Origin of the sequence: Agrobacterium sp. 719_389, from assembly GCF_900188475.1 — a bacterium.
Classification (GTDB): Bacteria; Pseudomonadota; Alphaproteobacteria; order Rhizobiales; family Rhizobiaceae; genus Agrobacterium; species Agrobacterium radiobacter.
In genome coordinates, this window is the sequence record NZ_FYEM01000002.1 from 90,917 (window position 1) to 105,793 (window position 14,877).

Annotated in this window: 14 protein-coding genes and 1 other RNA gene; 6 read left to right on the top strand and 9 right to left on the bottom strand. The window is 59.3% G+C overall.

All coding sequences use genetic code 11. The annotated features are described in order from the left end of the window. Positions 1-63 precede the first annotated feature (63 nt). Positions 64-1,863, bottom strand: coding sequence for an ABC transporter transmembrane domain-containing protein (locus CFB10_RS04125; protein WP_020012228.1), 1,800 nt, complete (start codon positions 1,861-1,863; stop codon positions 64-66). A 261-nt stretch (positions 1,864-2,124) separates the two neighbouring features. Between CFB10_RS04125 and rpmE the strand changes: the two genes are divergently transcribed. Further along, positions 2,125-2,346 carry a 50S ribosomal protein L31 gene (gene rpmE, locus CFB10_RS04130; RefSeq protein ID WP_003506183.1) on the top strand — a complete coding sequence of 74 codons (222 nt, stop codon included), beginning with the start codon at positions 2,125-2,127 and terminating at the stop codon, positions 2,344-2,346. Between the two features lie 154 nt (positions 2,347-2,500). Here rpmE and CFB10_RS04135 read toward each other — a convergent pair whose 3' ends face one another. The 3 genes from CFB10_RS04135 to CFB10_RS04145 form a co-directional block, all read right to left on the bottom strand. Beyond that, positions 2,501-3,016 (bottom strand): DUF1465 family protein, encoded by a 516-nt coding sequence (locus CFB10_RS04135; protein WP_003506184.1) that lies wholly within the window; start codon positions 3,014-3,016, stop codon positions 2,501-2,503. Between the two features lie 403 nt (positions 3,017-3,419). Then, on the bottom strand, positions 3,420-3,611 hold the full coding sequence (locus CFB10_RS04140; RefSeq protein WP_020012227.1) for a DUF1192 domain-containing protein: 192 nt from the start codon (positions 3,609-3,611) through the stop codon (positions 3,420-3,422). Next, positions 3,608-4,897, bottom strand: coding sequence for an MFS transporter (locus CFB10_RS04145; RefSeq protein WP_020012226.1), 1,290 nt, complete (start codon positions 4,895-4,897; stop codon positions 3,608-3,610). The genes CFB10_RS04140 and CFB10_RS04145 overlap by 4 nt, the downstream gene beginning before the upstream one ends. Positions 4,898-5,033: 136 nt before the next feature. Here CFB10_RS04145 and CFB10_RS23975 point away from each other — a divergent pair, with 136 nt between their 5' ends. Further along, complete coding sequence (locus tag CFB10_RS23975; protein WP_003506189.1) at positions 5,034-5,189, top strand: hypothetical protein; 156 nt, start codon at positions 5,034-5,036, stop codon at positions 5,187-5,189. Between the two features lie 58 nt (positions 5,190-5,247). On the opposite strand, the gene CFB10_RS04150 is transcribed toward CFB10_RS23975, so the two are convergent. The 3 genes from CFB10_RS04150 to CFB10_RS04160 form a co-directional block, all read right to left on the bottom strand. Then, entirely contained in the window at positions 5,248-6,273 is a 1,026-nt protein-coding gene (locus CFB10_RS04150; protein WP_003523197.1) for a class I fructose-bisphosphate aldolase, read from the bottom strand. A 191-nt stretch (positions 6,274-6,464) separates the two neighbouring features. Next, positions 6,465-7,667 (bottom strand): phosphoglycerate kinase, encoded by a 1,203-nt coding sequence (gene pgk / locus CFB10_RS04155; RefSeq protein WP_020012225.1) that lies wholly within the window; start codon positions 7,665-7,667, stop codon positions 6,465-6,467. Positions 7,668-7,734: 67 nt separating this feature from the next. Beyond that, positions 7,735-9,600, bottom strand: a complete 1,866-nt coding sequence (locus CFB10_RS04160; RefSeq protein ID WP_026364042.1) for a potassium/proton antiporter — start codon at positions 9,598-9,600, stop codon at positions 7,735-7,737. A 389-nt stretch (positions 9,601-9,989) separates the two neighbouring features. Here CFB10_RS04160 and CFB10_RS04170 point away from each other — a divergent pair, with 389 nt between their 5' ends. Further along, positions 9,990-10,259: a hypothetical protein gene (locus CFB10_RS04170; protein WP_020012223.1), complete on the top strand. Its 270-nt coding sequence runs from the start codon at positions 9,990-9,992 to the stop codon at positions 10,257-10,259. A 182-nt stretch (positions 10,260-10,441) separates the two neighbouring features. Here CFB10_RS04170 and gap read toward each other — a convergent pair whose 3' ends face one another. Both gap and tkt read right to left on the bottom strand, forming a co-directional pair. Next, positions 10,442-11,452: a type I glyceraldehyde-3-phosphate dehydrogenase gene (gap, locus tag CFB10_RS04175; protein ID WP_003511409.1), complete on the bottom strand. Its 1,011-nt coding sequence runs from the start codon at positions 11,450-11,452 to the stop codon at positions 10,442-10,444. A 62-nt stretch (positions 11,453-11,514) separates the two neighbouring features. Further along, positions 11,515-13,497, bottom strand: coding sequence for a transketolase (gene tkt / locus CFB10_RS04180; protein WP_026364041.1), 1,983 nt, complete (start codon positions 13,495-13,497; stop codon positions 11,515-11,517). Positions 13,498-13,822: 325 nt separating this feature from the next. Here tkt and CFB10_RS04185 point away from each other — a divergent pair, with 325 nt between their 5' ends. The 3 genes from CFB10_RS04185 (at position 13,823) to ssrS (ending at position 14,721) form a co-directional block, all read left to right on the top strand. Further along, positions 13,823-14,095 carry a DUF4164 domain-containing protein gene (locus CFB10_RS04185; protein ID WP_003506205.1) on the top strand — a complete coding sequence of 91 codons (273 nt, stop codon included), beginning with the start codon at positions 13,823-13,825 and terminating at the stop codon, positions 14,093-14,095. 10 nt (positions 14,096-14,105) lie between these two features. Further along, complete coding sequence (locus CFB10_RS04190; RefSeq protein WP_003506206.1) at positions 14,106-14,483, top strand: cell division protein ZapA; 378 nt, start codon at positions 14,106-14,108, stop codon at positions 14,481-14,483. Between the two features lie 79 nt (positions 14,484-14,562). After that, positions 14,563-14,721, top strand: a non-coding RNA gene (ssrS, locus tag CFB10_RS04195) — 6S RNA. The last annotated feature ends 156 nt before the right edge of the window (positions 14,722-14,877 follow it).

Here is a 14,877-nt window from a genome sequence, read left to right on the forward strand (position 1 = left end):
CGTTGAGAGCGGAATGGCGAAACGCCAGCGGTTTTGCCTGAAATTCCGCTCTGATCGCGTGAACTAAGCCTGGGCGCGCAATTCGTCCGGCCCGGTCTGAAATTGCAGCCGGGCAAGCCGCGCATAAAGGCCGTTCTGGCGAATGAGGCTCTGATGCGTGCCTTCCTCGATGATGCGGCCCTCATCCATCACCAGAATACGGTCGGCCTTCAGCACGGTGGCGAGGCGGTGAGCGATGACGATGGTGGTGCGGGTCTTCATCAGTTCGTCGAGCGCCTTTTGAACCAGCGTTTCGCTTTCCGCATCAAGCGCCGAGGTCGCTTCGTCGAGCAGCAGGATCGGCGCGTTGCGCAGGATGGCGCGGGCAATGGCGATGCGCTGGCGCTGGCCGCCGGAAAGCGTCACGCCGCGTTCGCCCACCTGGGTGTCATATCCATCGGTGAGACGTTCGATGAAGCTGTCGGCCTGTGCGGCGATGGCGGCAGCGCGCACCTCCTCGCGTGTCGCGTCAGGTCGGCCGAAGGCGATATTGTCGTGGATGGAAGAGGCGAATATCGCCACATCCTGCGGAACGATGGACAGGCGCGCGCGCAGATCGGCGAGGGTGACGTCGCGGATATCCGTGCCGTCGACGGTGATGCGGCCCTGCTGCGGATCGTAAAAGCGCATCAGCAGCGAAAAGACCGTGCTCTTGCCCGCACCTGAAGGCCCGACGATGGCGACGGTTTCGCCGGCGCTGACCTTGAAGGAGAGGCCGGAGACGATTGGCCGCCCTGTCGCGAGCGGATAGACAAAATCGACATTTTCGAATTCGGCTTCGCCGCGCGGCGGCTGCGGCATGGCGACGGGTGTTGTAGGTTCTGCGACGGGCGAGCGCTCGTTCAGCAATTCGGAAAGCCGTTCGGCTGCACCACCCGCCTGCGCCAGTTCCCCCCAGACTTCCGAGAGCTGGCCGAGACCGCTTGCGGCGATGACCGAATAAAGCACGAATTGACCGAGCGTGCCTGCCGTCATGCTGCCCGACAGGACGCTTTGCGCGCCATACCAGAGAATGCCGACGACGCTGCCGAAGACCAGCGCGATGGCGACGGCTGTGAGAATGGAGCGTGCGCCGATCGCCGCCCGAGCGCCCTGATAGGCGGCTTCCACGGAAGCGCCGTAACGGGCATTTGCCAGCATCTCGGCGTTAAAGGACTGCACGGTGCGGCTCGCAGCGATCGTCTCGGAAGCATAGGCGGCGGAATTGGCCAATGTATCCTGCGTAGTGCGGGAGCGGGCGCGAACCGAGCGCCCGAAGGCGATCAAAGGAAAAACGATGAAGGGAATGGCAAGCAGTGCGAGGCCGGAAAGGCCGGGGCTGGTATAGATCATCATCGCCACGGCGCCACAGCACATGATGATGTTGCGCAAAGCCACGGAGGCGGACGATCCAAAAGCCGAGCGGATCTGCACCGTATCGGCGGTCAGTCGCGAGGTCAGTTCGCCGGATCTGTTGCTATCGAAAAACTGCTGCGACAGGGTGGTGAGATGGGCAAAGACATCGCGACGCAGATCGGCAACGACCCTTTCACCAATGGTCATGACGTAATAATAACGCATGGCGCTGGTGAGCGCGAGGACAACGGCAATCGCCAGAAGCACGGCGAAATAGCTATTGATCATGCCGCCATCCGGCGTCTGGAAACCGTGGTCGATGATGCGGCGAACGGCGAGCGGCAGGGCCAATGTCGTGGCGGAGGACAGCACAAGCGCGAAAAGGGCTGCCGCCATCAGGCCGCGATAACGGCTCAGATAGGGGAAGAGGCCAAGAAGCGGCTTCAGGCTTCTCTGTTTCGCAGCTTTCTGCTCGTCAATGTCTGCCACGTCCTCTATGCTCCTCGTTCAATGCCGTTTTTGGGCCTTTTGCGGATGAATTTCCGGCGTGCGGTAAAATTCCAGCCCCTGCGGCCATCTCCTTTCACAAGGGGATAGCAGGCTCTTGTTATCTGGGCGACCTTCATGTATAGGCTCCGCATCGAATTGGGAAGCCATAGCCCATCTGGTCTATGGCTTCATTTATTAAAATGGCTCAGTTGACGCAATTGCGGCAAATGGACCGCACGTCACTTAACCAGGAAGATTGTCATGAAGGCTGATATCCATCCCGCTTATCACACGATCAAGGTCGTCATGACCGATGGCACCGAATACGAAACCCGCTCTACCTGGGGTTCGGAAGGCGCAGTCATGAACCTTGAAATCGACCCCAAGTCCCATCCGGCATGGACGGGCGGCAACCAGCAGCTTATGGACCGCGGTGGTCGCGTTTCCAAGTTCAACAAGCGTTTCGGCGGCCTCGGCCTCTGATCCACTTGCGGACGGATCGTTTAAAAAAAGCCCGGTTTTACCGGGCTTTTTTGTTGTCTGATTTTCGCGGCTGTACATATGGGTGTAACGACCAAAACAAAAAAGCAGGCTTTTCAGCCTGCTTTTCAAATTGTCCGGATAAGGTCGTCTTTTCTCAGTTGATCGAGAAAGCCGTGCGCAGAAGGTTGAGCTGCGCCTGCACGCTGTTTTCATTGTCCGGCACCTTGGCGGCTTCGGACGGGCGATAGATTTCGCGGTCGAGCAGGGCGATGCGGTTCTGGAGGCGCAGCGACCGTTCGATGAGGTCGCGGAAGGATTCGGGCAGGTCGTTCCAGCCGGGCGCGTTACGGTCGACATTGAAGCTGTCGAGCCGCACCTTGTTCTTTTCGCTCAGAACCTGGTCGCGCGTCATCTCGCCATTGTTGACGGCGCGCTGCAGAAGCAGCCAGGAGGCCATCTGCATCAGGCGGGTGGTGAGGCGCATTGATTCCGCCGCATAGAGCACAGAGGCCATGCGCGGCAGCACCTTGGAGGCGGCGCGGCCGGCGCCATCGAGATAACTTGCCGTTTCCTCAACCAAGGTCATGCCTTCGGTATAGAGGGTCTTGAACTGGTTGGAAGCAGCCGCGCGACCCGCAAAGCTTATGGTATTTAAAACCTGTTCCGACATTTTCTTTAAATCCCTGCTCACGCACCACACTGTCAGGCAACGACGATCCGGATATTTTGTTCCGGCCTTTAGTGTTTTCAGGATGGTATCTTTACCTGAAATGCGCAAGGCAATTATTAAAGAAGGGTTAATACCCACAGTTTTACGGAATCCGGCGAGCGGCAAAAAAAGAGCCGCGAAAGCGGCTCTCAAGGTAAAACAGGGAGAAAAATCAGACCAATTCGCCGTATGGAGAAGATGCCTGAGGTCCAGAAGAACTGGACATGTATAGTAATCTCTCAGAAAGCTTAATTTTTGGTTAATGGTAAACGAAAGACTGCCCCGGATATTCACTTCCAGATACCGCCTGAGCCGCAGCTTTAGGCATTGGAAGTGCAGTCCCATGTCTATTCTCAAGTGCGCGTCAGGATCGGAAGAGATTCTCAGCCGCCTGCCTGCCGGCGGATTTCCGTGTCCTCTCCTCTTCCAGCCGGGTGATTTCGGCTTGCAGAAGATCGATACGGCTGCTCAGTTCGTCCACCGAAAGAAGGCTGAGATCGCCGCCGATCTCGTGCGCTACCGGCTTTTGCGGACGGTCATCGTCAAAGAGGCTCATATGCCTGCTCCTTTTTCCACATAGTCGCCATCGTCTGCGGGATATTGCTGCGCGCGCGGGTCAAGCGCAATACTCTCCGGCGTGACGAGCGGTGAGGGCGTCGTCGGCATCATGGTCGAGAAATTGTCTTTTTCCTCGGTTGAAAGTGCTGCGCGCTGGCGACTTCTGATGATGGCGTAGGCGGTGATGAGCAGATGCGCCACAGCCGTCACCAGAAACAGGGCATAGGGGCCAGAATGGGTCATGATCGCGCCGCCGAGTGTCGGGCCGATGATGGTGCCGATGCCGTAAAGCAAGAGCAGGCCGCCCGAGACCTTGACGAAGTCTTCCGAGGCGGCGAAGTCGTTGGCATGCGCCACGGCGATGGGATAAAGCGCGTTGGCGGCAGCGCCGTAAATGGCGATCATGAAAATCAGCACATAGACGTCATGCGGTTGCACCACCGCGACAGCGAGACCCGCGACCGCGCCAAGCCCGGCAAGTCCCGCCAGCACGTATCGGCGGTCTATCCGGTCTGAAAGCCTTCCCGCCGGAAATTGCGCCAGCGCACCGACGAAAATCGTGACCGAAACCATGATGGCGATCATGGTCGGGTCCAGACCTGCGCGCGCGCCGAAGACGGCGCCGAGCGTACCGTAAGCGCCGTTGGCAATGCCGATCATCAGGATGCCGACGAAGGAGACCGGCGAGTTGCGGTAAAGGGCCGGCAGATCCAGCTTCACCTTCTGCAACGGTTGCGGACTGGCCGCTTTCGAAAGCGTGGCCGGCAGAATGGCGATGCAATAGATGATGCCGCAGATCATGAACAGCGACGTATTGCTGATATCGCCCATTGGCACGATCATCTGCCCCGCCACGACGCCGAGCAGCGTGATGGCGATATAGAGCGAGAAGATCATGCCACGGCTTTCATTGGTGGCGCGCTCGTTCAGCCAGCTTTCAATGATCATCGAGGTGCCGGCCGTGCAGAAGCCGGTAAGCGCGCGCAGTGCAATCCACGACGTGTCGTCGATGATAAGGCCGGTCATCAGCACCGTCAGGCACACCAGCGCCACGAAGGAGCCGAATGCCCGCACATGCCCCGCACGGCGCACGATGGCAGGCGCGACAAAGCAGCCGACGACGAAGCCCGCCGCCCATGAAGTGCCCAGAAAGCCCAGAATTTCATTGGAGTAACCTTCCGCCGAACCACGAACGGGCAGGATGAGACCCTGAAGGCCGTTGCCGAGAAAAAGAAACAGAGTGCTGGATAAAAGAGCGAATACGGGTAGAAGATTTCTGCTCATGAAAACACTCTCATGCGTTCGGACGGACGGTCGGACAGGCCATAGACGGGCATTGCCCGAATGAGTTGCACTCTTCTGGTGAACGGTAAAAATGTCCAGCCTGTGACGATGCAGAAATAAAGAAAAGGCTCAATAAATGACGAAGGCGATCGGCCTTTTTTTACTGCTGGCCATGGCGATCCAGATCATCCGGCCGCTCGGCCTGCCGGGCCTGAAGAAAAGAGGCGATTGCTGGAAGATCGCGGTTGCCGCCTTTGTCATATGGTCGGCGACGCTGCTTCTGCGCCCTTAACGAAAAAGCCGCCCCTGAGGGCGGCTTTTATTTGACTAAATGCCTGCCGGCGAGGGCCTCAGGCTGCCTTTTCGAGTTCCTGCTTCCAGTTGCCCTTGGCGGCAAGGCTGTTCATCGCGGCGCGGTGCGTGAAGGCGCGCTGGCCGGCGGCGACATTTTCCTGCTTGCCGCCCCAGGTCTTGAGGGCTGTATCCTGAAGCGCGCGGCCGTAGGAATAGGTCAGCGACCAGGGCAGGTCGTAGCCGGCATTCATGGCGGAGAGATGCGCCGTCGCCTCTTCGGAGGACTGGCCGCCGGAAAGGAAGGCGATGCCCGGAACGGCTGATGGCACGGTCGCCTTCAGAACCTTTACAGTCTTTTCCGCTACTTCCTCGACGGAAGCCTTGCGGGCTTTCTTGCCGTCGATGATCATGTTCGGCTTGAGGATCATGCCTTCCAGGTTGACGCGGGCGTCGAACAGATCCGCGAATACGGTCTGGAGAACCCATTGCGTGACCTCCGCACAGCGGTCGATGTCGTGCGTGCCCGGTTCGCCGTCCATCAGCACTTCGGGTTCCACGATCGGCACGATGTCTGCCTGCTGGCAGAGAGCGGCGTAACGGGCGAGCGACTGGGAGTTTGCCTTGATAGAACCCCAGCTCGGGCGCTGTTCACCGATGGTGATGACGCCGCGCCACTTGGCGAAGCGGGCGCCGGCTTCATGATATTTGCGCAGGCGCTCGTAAAGACCGTCGAGGCCTTCGGTGATGAATTCGTGAGGGTGGAAAGCCATCGGCTTCGCGCCGATATCCACCTTGATGCCCGGCAGGCTGCCGGCTGCCTTGATGATATCAACGAAAGGCGTGCCGTCGGCGGCCTTCTGGAACAGGGTCTCTTCGTAGAGAATGACGCCGGAGATGTATTTCTTCATGGCGTCGTCGGAGCGGAACAGCATTTCGCGGTAGTCGCGGCGGGCGGTCTCGGTGGACTCCAGATTGATGCTGTCGAAACGCTTTTTGATCGTTCCTGTGGATTCGTCGGCTGCGAGCAGGCCCTTGCCGTCGGCAACCATTTTGATGGCGATGTCTTCGAGACGTTCGGTCATTTGCTATTCTCCCAAGGCACAATAAATTTCCGATAACAGAAGTTCCAGGGCAGGGAAATGGCACGCTAACTCATTGAAACGATTGAAATCATTTCAATCGTTTGAAACTTTTCCTCAAGGTGCCGCTTACCAAAAGACAAGGCCGGACAAGCATGGCTTGTCCGGCCTTGTGTCAGGCAAGTAGGGTAAGTTTACTTGGCGGCGGTCAGGATGGCAACGCCTGGCAATTCCTTGCCTTCCATCCATTCGAGGAAGGCGCCGCCTGCCGTCGAGATATAGGTGAAATCGTCCGAAACGCCGGCATGGTTGAGTGCCGCCACGGTATCACCGCCGCCGGCGACGGAGACGAGCTTGCCGGCCTTCGTGCATTCGGCTGCGTGTTTCGCGGCAGCCACAGTCGCTGCGTCGAAGGGCTCGATTTCGAAAGCGCCGAGCGGGCCGTTCCAGACCAGCGTTTCCGCACGTGAAATCCAGGCCTTGATGCTTTCAACCGATTTCGGGCCAACATCGAGAACCATGGCGTCGGCGGGAATGGCGTTGATGTCGACGGTTTCATTGGCCGCACCGGCCTTGAACTCGCGGGCGACCACGCCGTCTTCCGGCAGCACGATGGCGCAGCCGGATGTCGCCGCCTCGATCATGATCTGCTTTGCGGTCTCGGCCAGATCATGCTCGCAGAGCGATTTGCCAACATTTGTGCCGCGGGCGGCGAGGAAGGTGTTGGCCATGCCGCCGCCGATGACGAGGGCATCGACCTTCTTGACGAGGTTCATCAGCAGATCGATCTTGCTCGAAACCTTGGCGCCGCCGACGATGGCGACCACCGGACGGACCGGCTGGCCGAGGCCCTTTTCCAGCGCCTCAAGCTCGGCCTGCATGGTGCGGCCGGCATAAGCGGGCAGGTGGCGCGCAAGACCTTCGGTGGAGGCGTGGGCGCGGTGGGCGGCGGAGAAGGCGTCGTTCACATAGATATCGCCATTGGCCGCCAGAGCTTCGACGACGGCCGGATCGTTCTTTTCTTCGCCCTTGTGGAAACGGGTATTTTCCAGAAGCAGGATATCGCCATCGTTCAGTTTCGCGACGGCATCCGCCGCCGGTGCGCCGATGCAGTCGGCCGCGAAGGAAACGGCGTGATCCAGCACTTCCTCGACGGCGGGCACGATCTGGGAAAGTGACATGTCGGCGACCGGTTCGCCCTTCGGACGGCCGAAATGAGCGAGCAGGATGACTTTCGCGCCCTTGGAGGAGAGCTCCAGAATGGTCGGCGCAACGCGTTCGATGCGGGTTGCGTCCGTCACCTTGCCATCTGCGACCGGTACGTTGAGATCAACGCGGACGAGAACGCGCTTTCCGGCAATGTCGTTGAGGTCGTCGAGGGTCTTGAAAGCGGGCATAGGTCGATCCTGATTTGTTGCGAGTTCGGCACGGACCATACTATGCCTGATTGACGACGCAAGCCGGTCAGGCCTCATTTTCTCTCACTGTATTGGCCGGGGCGGAGGCGTTTTCTTCAACGCCGGCGGGGCGTGGCTGACGCTTCTGCGCCAGATAATCACGTACACGGTTGAGGATTTCCGAAAAGCTGATGAAGATCGGCAGGCTGGTGGCCGGTTCCACCGGTTCGAGCGAAATTCCGACGCCGGTGATTGCCTCATGCTCGTCCAGTGTGCGGACGATCAGAACGATGGAGCCGAGGCGCACACGGTCGGCATAGTCGGCCTTTCCGGCAAGACGCGCCTCGATGAGTTCGGCGACGCTCATCACCTGTTCGGCGGGCGAAAGCAGGCCGGGACCATAGGCCGCGTCCAGCTCCTTCGCCGGGCGGGCGGGTGAGATCGCGAAGGTGCCGAAGAAATCGGCGTCGTCATCAGCAACCGGCAGGGCGCTGGCGAACAGCCGGTCGATCAGGCGGGAATAGCCGGGCGCGATGAAAAGATAAACAAGATCGTTTTCACGCAGCCGTCCGGCATATTGGTAGCGGATCGACTTGCCGTCGCGCACAACCAGCGAGGGCATGGCCCAGCGGGGAATACGTTCACCCTGCATGATGGCGCTGCCCTTGGCGACCCGGTAGGAAATCAGTTCATGATTGGCGGTGCCCGGAAGGTCCACCTCGAGCTTGTCCACCTCGCCCATGCGCGGCGGCACGATCAACCCCAGCCTTGTCGCCACCGGCTTGATGGTCCAGCCCTGCATCAGCAGCGACACCAGCACGATGATGAAGGCGGCGTTGAAATAGATCTGCGCATTATCAAGCCCGCCGAGAATGGGCATGATGGCGAGCAGGATGGAGACCGCGCCGCGCAAGCCCACCCAGGCCACGAAGGATGTTTCCTGCTGGGTATAGTTGAAGGGCATAAGGCTCAGCCACACCGCGAGCGGGCGGGCGACGAAAATCAGGAACAGCGCCAGCAGGACGGCGGGGATGGCGATCGCCGGAAATTGCGACGGTGTGGCGAGAAGGCCGAGCATCAGGAACATGATGATCTGGGCAAGCCAGGTCAGCCCCTCATGGAAACGGCGTATGGTTTCCTTGGCGAAAATCCGGCGGTTGCCGGCGACGATGCCCGCCACATAGACCGCCAGAAAACCGCTGCCGCCAATGGTGCCGGTGAAGGAGAAGACGAGCAGCGCCAGCGCCAGCACGAAGATCGGCGCGAGCCCGCGGTCGGCGGCGAATCGATTGACGACGGTGGCGATCATGATCCCGCCGAGCAGGCCGAAAATCACGCCAAGGCCCATCTGCTCGATGAAAAGCAGCAGAAAGCCGCTGTCGATGCCGGCAAGCCCCTGACCTTTGGCGATGATTTCGACCAGGGCGATGGTGAGGAAGATCGCCATGGGATCGTTGGTGCCGGATTCGACTTCCAGCGTGGAGCGCACCTGATCGCGGATATGAATGCCGCCGATGCGCAGCAGGAAGAAAACGGCGGCCGCATCCGTGGAGGCGACGATGGCGCCAAGCAGCAGGCCCTCCAGCCAGGAAAGCCCGAGCAGCAGGGCGGCCGCGCCCGCGAAAAAGACGGATGTGAGAATGACGCCGACCGTGGCGAGAGCGACGGCGGGTGCTGCCGAAAGCCGGAAGGATTGTATCGACGTACCGAAACCGGAATCGAAAAGAATGACGGCAAGCACGAGCGAACCGAGCATATAGGCCAGTGGATTGTTGGTGAATTCAATGCCGAGGCCATCCACACCCGCCGCAAGGCCGATCATCAGGAAGAGTAACAGGAGAGGTGCGCCGAAGCGGAAGGCGATGAGGCTCGAAAACGCCGCGACGAGAACCAGAACAGTTGCGACCAGCAACAGAAGATAAAATGATTCCATGTCCACCGCCTCATTCAAACCGCCTTGACCGCCGCAATGAATGCTCTGCGCGTCTGCAGTCAATGCGCCACGGGTTGCGGTCTGTCAGCGCTGTTTCGGGTGGCGTTGAAAGGCGACGCAAGGCGGGGTGTATCGAATGATACGGCAGGGCCGAAGTGCATTGCGCACGACCGTTATCCCTGTGTCTCTTGTCCGTCTCAAAGTGGACCAGACAAAGGCAGGAAAAGGGAATTTTCTCGGCCTGTGGACGAAAAAATACATGGCGTGGATAGCGGCGGATACCCCCGCAGAAACAATTCATCTTCCGTCGTCTCGACGTAACATAGAGACAATGCAGCTGCGTTAGTTCTCTCGTCCGAATTGCTTTTCAACATTACCGGAGCGATCGGATGAAACGGATAAATATTACTGGAATTATTATAGTATTGGCGGCGGGCGCGATCGTTTCGGGTTGCTCCAGTACGGAACAGACGGCTGAAAACATGGCCGCGCAACGCGAGCGCTGCCGCTCCTTTGGTTACCCTGAAGGCTCGCGGGATGCTGCCGACTGCATGATGAAACTTTCCATGCAGCAAAGTGAGTTGAGGCAACAGACTTTCGATACGATCTGGAGCAATGCCGGCTCGCGGGACCCAATCATCATCAACAACAGAAGGTGACGGTTGCGCGCCGGCGCTGGCTGCGGGTTGGCCCGTCTTGCCCCAACGATGGTTTCGATCCGAAGCGCCCCGCCTTGCTTCCGGATCGATGCCGACGGGTTTCCTCGTTCCCGTCGGCATTTTTACAAATAAAAAGCCGGCAGGATTGCTCCTGCCGGCTTTTTGATCGAACTGAGTTCCGCTTAGATGGTCTTCGCGAATGCGACGGCCGTGTCCGACATGCGGTTGGAGAAGCCCCACTCGTTGTCGTACCAGGACAGAACGCGCACGAATTTGCCTTCCATGACTTTCGTCTGGTCGATCGCGAAGATCGAGGAATGGCTGTCATGGTTGAAGTCGCGGGAGACCAGCGGCTCTTCGGTGTAGCCGAGGATGCCCTTCAGCTTGCCGTTGGATGCGGACTTGATCGCTTCGTTGACTTCCTCAACCGTCGTGTCGCGCTTGGCGATGAACTTGAAGTCGACAACCGAAACGTTCGGGGTCGGAACGCGGATCGACGTGCCGTCCAGCTTGCCCTTGAGGTGCGGCAGAACGAGGCCAACGGCCTTGGCTGCACCCGTCGAGGTCGGGATCATGGAAAGGGCTGCGGCGCGGGCGCGGTACAGATCCTTGTGCATGGTGTCCAGCGTCGGCTGGTCGCCGGTGTAGGAGTGGATCGTGGTCATGAAGCCATGATCGATGCCAACGACGTCATCGAGAACCTTCACAACCGGCACGAGGCAGTTGGTGGTGCAGGACGCGTTGGAAATGACCAGATGGTCCTTCGTCAGCTGATCGTCGTTGACGCCGAAGACGACCGTGAGGTCTGCGCCGTCAGCAGGAGCCGAAACGATGACGCGCTTGGCGCCTGCCGTCAGGTGTGCTGCCGCCTTGTCGCGGGCGGTGAAGATACCCGTGCATTCGAGCGCGATATCAACGCCGAGTTCCTTGTGCGGCAGCGTTGCCGGATCGCGAACGGCCGTCACCTTGATCGGCTTGCCGCCGCCAACGATGATCGTGTCGCCTTCGACCTTCACGTCGGCAGGGAACTTGCCGTGGATCGAATCGTAGCGCAGCAGATGGGCGTTGGTTTCAACCGGGCCGAGGTCGTTGATGGCAACGACTTCGATATCGGTGCGGCCGGATTCGACGATGGCGCGCAGAACATTGCGGCCGATGCGGCCAAAGCCGTTAATGGCAACTTTTACAGTCATTTACAGTCTCCCGAACAAGATATGTGCTTGGTCTTTGTGGAATGTGAGGGCTTGGGAAGCCCTCATGCAAGTTTTGCCTCGACTGCGGCGACAACGGCTTCCGCCGTGATGCCGAAGTGCTTGAAGAGATCCTTCGCCGGTGCGGATGCACCGAAGGAATGCATGCCGACGAATGCGCCGTCGGAGCCGATGAAATAATCCCAGCCCTGACGGATGGCGGCTTCGACTGCGATCTTGACCGGAGCCTTGCCGATGATGGCGTTGCGGTAGGTTTCCGGCTGTTCCTTGAAAAGCTCGAAGCAGGGAACGGAAACGACGCGGGCGGAAACGCCGTTGTCCTTCAGCATCGCGGCGGCCTTGAGCGCCACTTCAACTTCCGAACCGGACGCGAAGATCGAAACCTTGGCGTCGCTTGCGGATACGAGTTCGTAAGCGCCGTAAGCGGAAAGGTTCTTCTCTTCATATTCCTTGCGCGAGGGCGCAAGGTTCTGGCGGGTGAGCGCCAGCGCAGACGGACGATGCTTTTGCTCAAGCGCCAGCTGCCAGCATTCCGCCGTCTCGGTTTCATCCGCCGGGCGGAAGAGGAGAAGGTTCGGAATGGCGCGCAGCGCTGCGATCTGCTCCACCGGCTGGTGGGTCGGGCCGTCTTCGCCGACACCGATGGAATCATGCGTCAGGACGTGCACGACGCGGATGCCCATGAGTGCGGCAAGGCGGATCGACGGACGGCAATAATCCGAGAAGATCAGGAAGCCGCCGGCATAGGGGATGAGACCGCCATGCAGCGCGATGCCGTTCATCGCCGCCGCCATGCCGTGCTCGCGGATACCGTAATGCAGGTAACGACCGGAGAAGTCCGTCGGCGTGATGGACTTCATTTGGCTGGTCTTGGTGTTGTTGGACGGCGTCAGGTCAGCCGAACCGCCGACCATTTCCGGCAGGATGCCGTTGATGACTTCAAGCGAGTCTTCAGAAGCCTTGCGGGTGGCGACGGTCGGGTTGTTTTCGATGATCTTCTTCTTGAAGGCATCGATCGCGCTGTCGAAGTTGCCGGGCAGATCGCCGGCGAAACGGCGCTTGAACTCGGCCTTCTTGCCGGCTTCGGTCGCTTCGAGGCGGGCTTCCCAGTCCTGGCGGGCCTTGGTGGAGCGCAGGCCGGCGAGGCGCCATGCATCGAGCACATCTTCCGGAATGACGAAAGCTTCGGCTTCCCAGTTGAGGCTCTTGCGGGCGGCGGCGATTTCTTCGGCGCCGAGCGGGTTGCCGTGGACCTTGTGGGTGCCCTGCTTGTTGGGCGCGCCGAAACCGATCACGGTCTTGCAGGCGATGAAGGTCGGCCGGTCGGATTTCTGTGCGGCTTCGATGGCGGCTGCAATCGCATCCGGATCATGGCCGTCGACGCGGATGGTGTTCCAGTGCACGGCCTGGAAGCGGGCGATCTGGTCGGTGCTGTCGGAGAGGCCAACTTCACCGTCGATGGTGATGTTGTTGTCATCCCAGAACAGAACGAGCTTGTTGAGCTTCAGGTGGCCGGCAAGCGCGATGGCTTCGTGGCTGATGCCTTCCATGAGGCAGCCGTCGCCGCACAGCACATAGGTGAAGTGGCTCTGCAGGTCGGAGCCGAATTCCTCTTCCAGCTTGCGTTCGGCAATAGCCATGCCGACGGCGTTGGCGATGCCCTGGCCGAGCGGGCCGGTGGTCGTTTCGATGCCGGTCGCATGGCCATATTCGGGGTGGCCGGCGGTTTTGGAACCGAACTGACGGAAGCGCTTGATCTCGTCGATCGTCATGTCCTCGTAGCCCGTCAAATAGAGCAGCGAGTAAAGCAGCATCGAACCATGGCCTGCCGACAGCACGAAGCGGTCACGGTCAGCCCAGAGCGGCGCCTTGGGATCGAATTTCAGGTAACGGGTGAAAAGAACGGTGGCGACATCGGCGGCGCCCATCGGCAGTCCGGGATGGCCGGAATTGGCCTTCTCCACTGCATCCATGGCAAGAAAGCGGATCGCATTGGCCATCCGGTTGTGTTTGTCGCGAGAAATCATGGCTTTTCCGTCTGTTTCCGGGTGAAAGGAGATAGTTTTACGCAACTATCCAAAAAGCGGGTTGATCCATAGCAGGTGAGGCAGGCAAGTCAATAAATCCACGGGCGTTTGCGGTTCCCTCAGGGAGAAAAAATCGTTTAGAAAATCGGGCATCCTGACAAAATCCATGCGATATGTGCCGCTGCTCCTTCGTTCATCCACAGAGCAAAACGCCTCAATGCACTGGTTTGATTGACGGGATGGTAAATCGGGTAATAACCTCGTGATTGTTGAAAAGGCCTGAAACCGGACGATTCGGCCGGTTGCGTGCGAGTTGGAAAAAACGATGTCGGCTGAGAAGACCGTACAATCTGCGCTGACGGAGCTGAATGCTGCCATCACAAATCTCGAAAATGCCATCGATATGCGTATCGAGCGGCAAAGGGAGACGGGCGAGATCGATAATGAGGTCAAGCGGGTTCATGTTGACCGCGCAAGGCTCGCGCATGAGCTGGATCAGGCCGAATTTCGCGCCAATCGTCTTGAAGAAGTCAACCGCGAGGTTTCCCGCCGGCTGGTAACGGCCATGGAGACGATCCGCGCGGTGCTGGATCGATAGGAGCGGGCTCATGGCGCAAGTCACAGTTATGATCGACGGCAAGGCGTATCGCATGGCGTGCGAGGCGGGGCAGGAAGACCATCTGACCGATCTCGCAACCAGGTTCGACCGGTATGTCGGGCACCTCAAGAGCCAGTTCGGCGAAATAGGCGATCTGCGCCTCACCGTCATGGCCGGCATCATGGTGATGGACGAGCTTTCCGAACTCAACCGCAAGATCGAGAAGCTGGAAGGAGAGGTCGCATCCCTTTCCCGCAACCGTGACGGCATGGCCGAGCACAGGGCGAAATCGGATGAAGTCGTGGCGCTCGCCATCGGTGATCTGGCCGACCGCCTGAACGGTATTACCGAAAAACTGCTGGCGCGGCCGAAGCCCGCGGCGCATTGACGGCGCAAAGAGTTCTAAGGCGGCAAAATTTCGCTCGTTGCCCTCTGGCGGTTTCCCCTGATCCGTCCTATATCTTGGATGCGTTCTGCGCTTCCCGACAGGAACCACAATCCCTGGGGCCATACTCGATCCAAAGGGAGCTGTCCCTGGCCAGTCCCGTGGGACTGGACACACGGCGCCCACCTACTTTTGTAGGCACCCAGGATCGTAAATCTCCATCGGTCGCCGTGGATCGCGCTTGAAGTTTCGTATCAACCCCGATGCTTCACCATATCCTTGATATATTCGACAGTGATTTTTCATAACTGCCGGACGCGGCTTTTTTATATTGCCGTCATTGCAATGGCGGAACAATTCCCTATTATCCGGATTGGTATGTCTGTCATGCCCTTTA

Bases quoted from the DNA above. Each gene is read 5' to 3' on its own strand.
- CFB10_RS23975 (WP_003506189.1), top strand. From the start codon at position 5,034: ATGACGAAGGCGATCGGCCTTTTTTTACTGCTGGCCATGGCGATCCAG.
- CFB10_RS04185 (WP_003506205.1), top strand. From the start codon at position 13,823: ATGTCGGCTGAGAAGACCGTACAATCTGCGCTGACGGAGCTGAATGCT.
- CFB10_RS04150 (WP_003523197.1), bottom strand. From the start codon at position 6,273: ATGACCGAACGTCTCGAAGACATCGCCATCAAAATGGTTGCCGACGGC.
- CFB10_RS04170 (WP_020012223.1), top strand. From the start codon at position 9,990: ATGAAACGGATAAATATTACTGGAATTATTATAGTATTGGCGGCGGGC.
- CFB10_RS04135 (WP_003506184.1), bottom strand. From the start codon at position 3,016: ATGTCGGAACAGGTTTTAAATACCATAAGCTTTGCGGGTCGCGCGGCT.
- CFB10_RS04190 (WP_003506206.1), top strand. From the start codon at position 14,106: ATGGCGCAAGTCACAGTTATGATCGACGGCAAGGCGTATCGCATGGCG.
- CFB10_RS04160 (WP_026364042.1), bottom strand. From the start codon at position 9,600: ATGGAATCATTTTATCTTCTGTTGCTGGTCGCAACTGTTCTGGTTCTC.
- CFB10_RS04145 (WP_020012226.1), bottom strand. From the start codon at position 4,897: ATGAGCAGAAATCTTCTACCCGTATTCGCTCTTTTATCCAGCACTCTG.
- gap (WP_003511409.1), bottom strand. From the start codon at position 11,452: ATGACTGTAAAAGTTGCCATTAACGGCTTTGGCCGCATCGGCCGCAAT.
- CFB10_RS04140 (WP_020012227.1), bottom strand. From the start codon at position 3,611: ATGAGCCTCTTTGACGATGACCGTCCGCAAAAGCCGGTAGCGCACGAG.
- tkt (WP_026364041.1), bottom strand. From the start codon at position 13,497: ATGATTTCTCGCGACAAACACAACCGGATGGCCAATGCGATCCGCTTT.
- rpmE (WP_003506183.1), top strand. From the start codon at position 2,125: ATGAAGGCTGATATCCATCCCGCTTATCACACGATCAAGGTCGTCATG.
- pgk (WP_020012225.1), bottom strand. From the start codon at position 7,667: ATGCCCGCTTTCAAGACCCTCGACGACCTCAACGACATTGCCGGAAAG.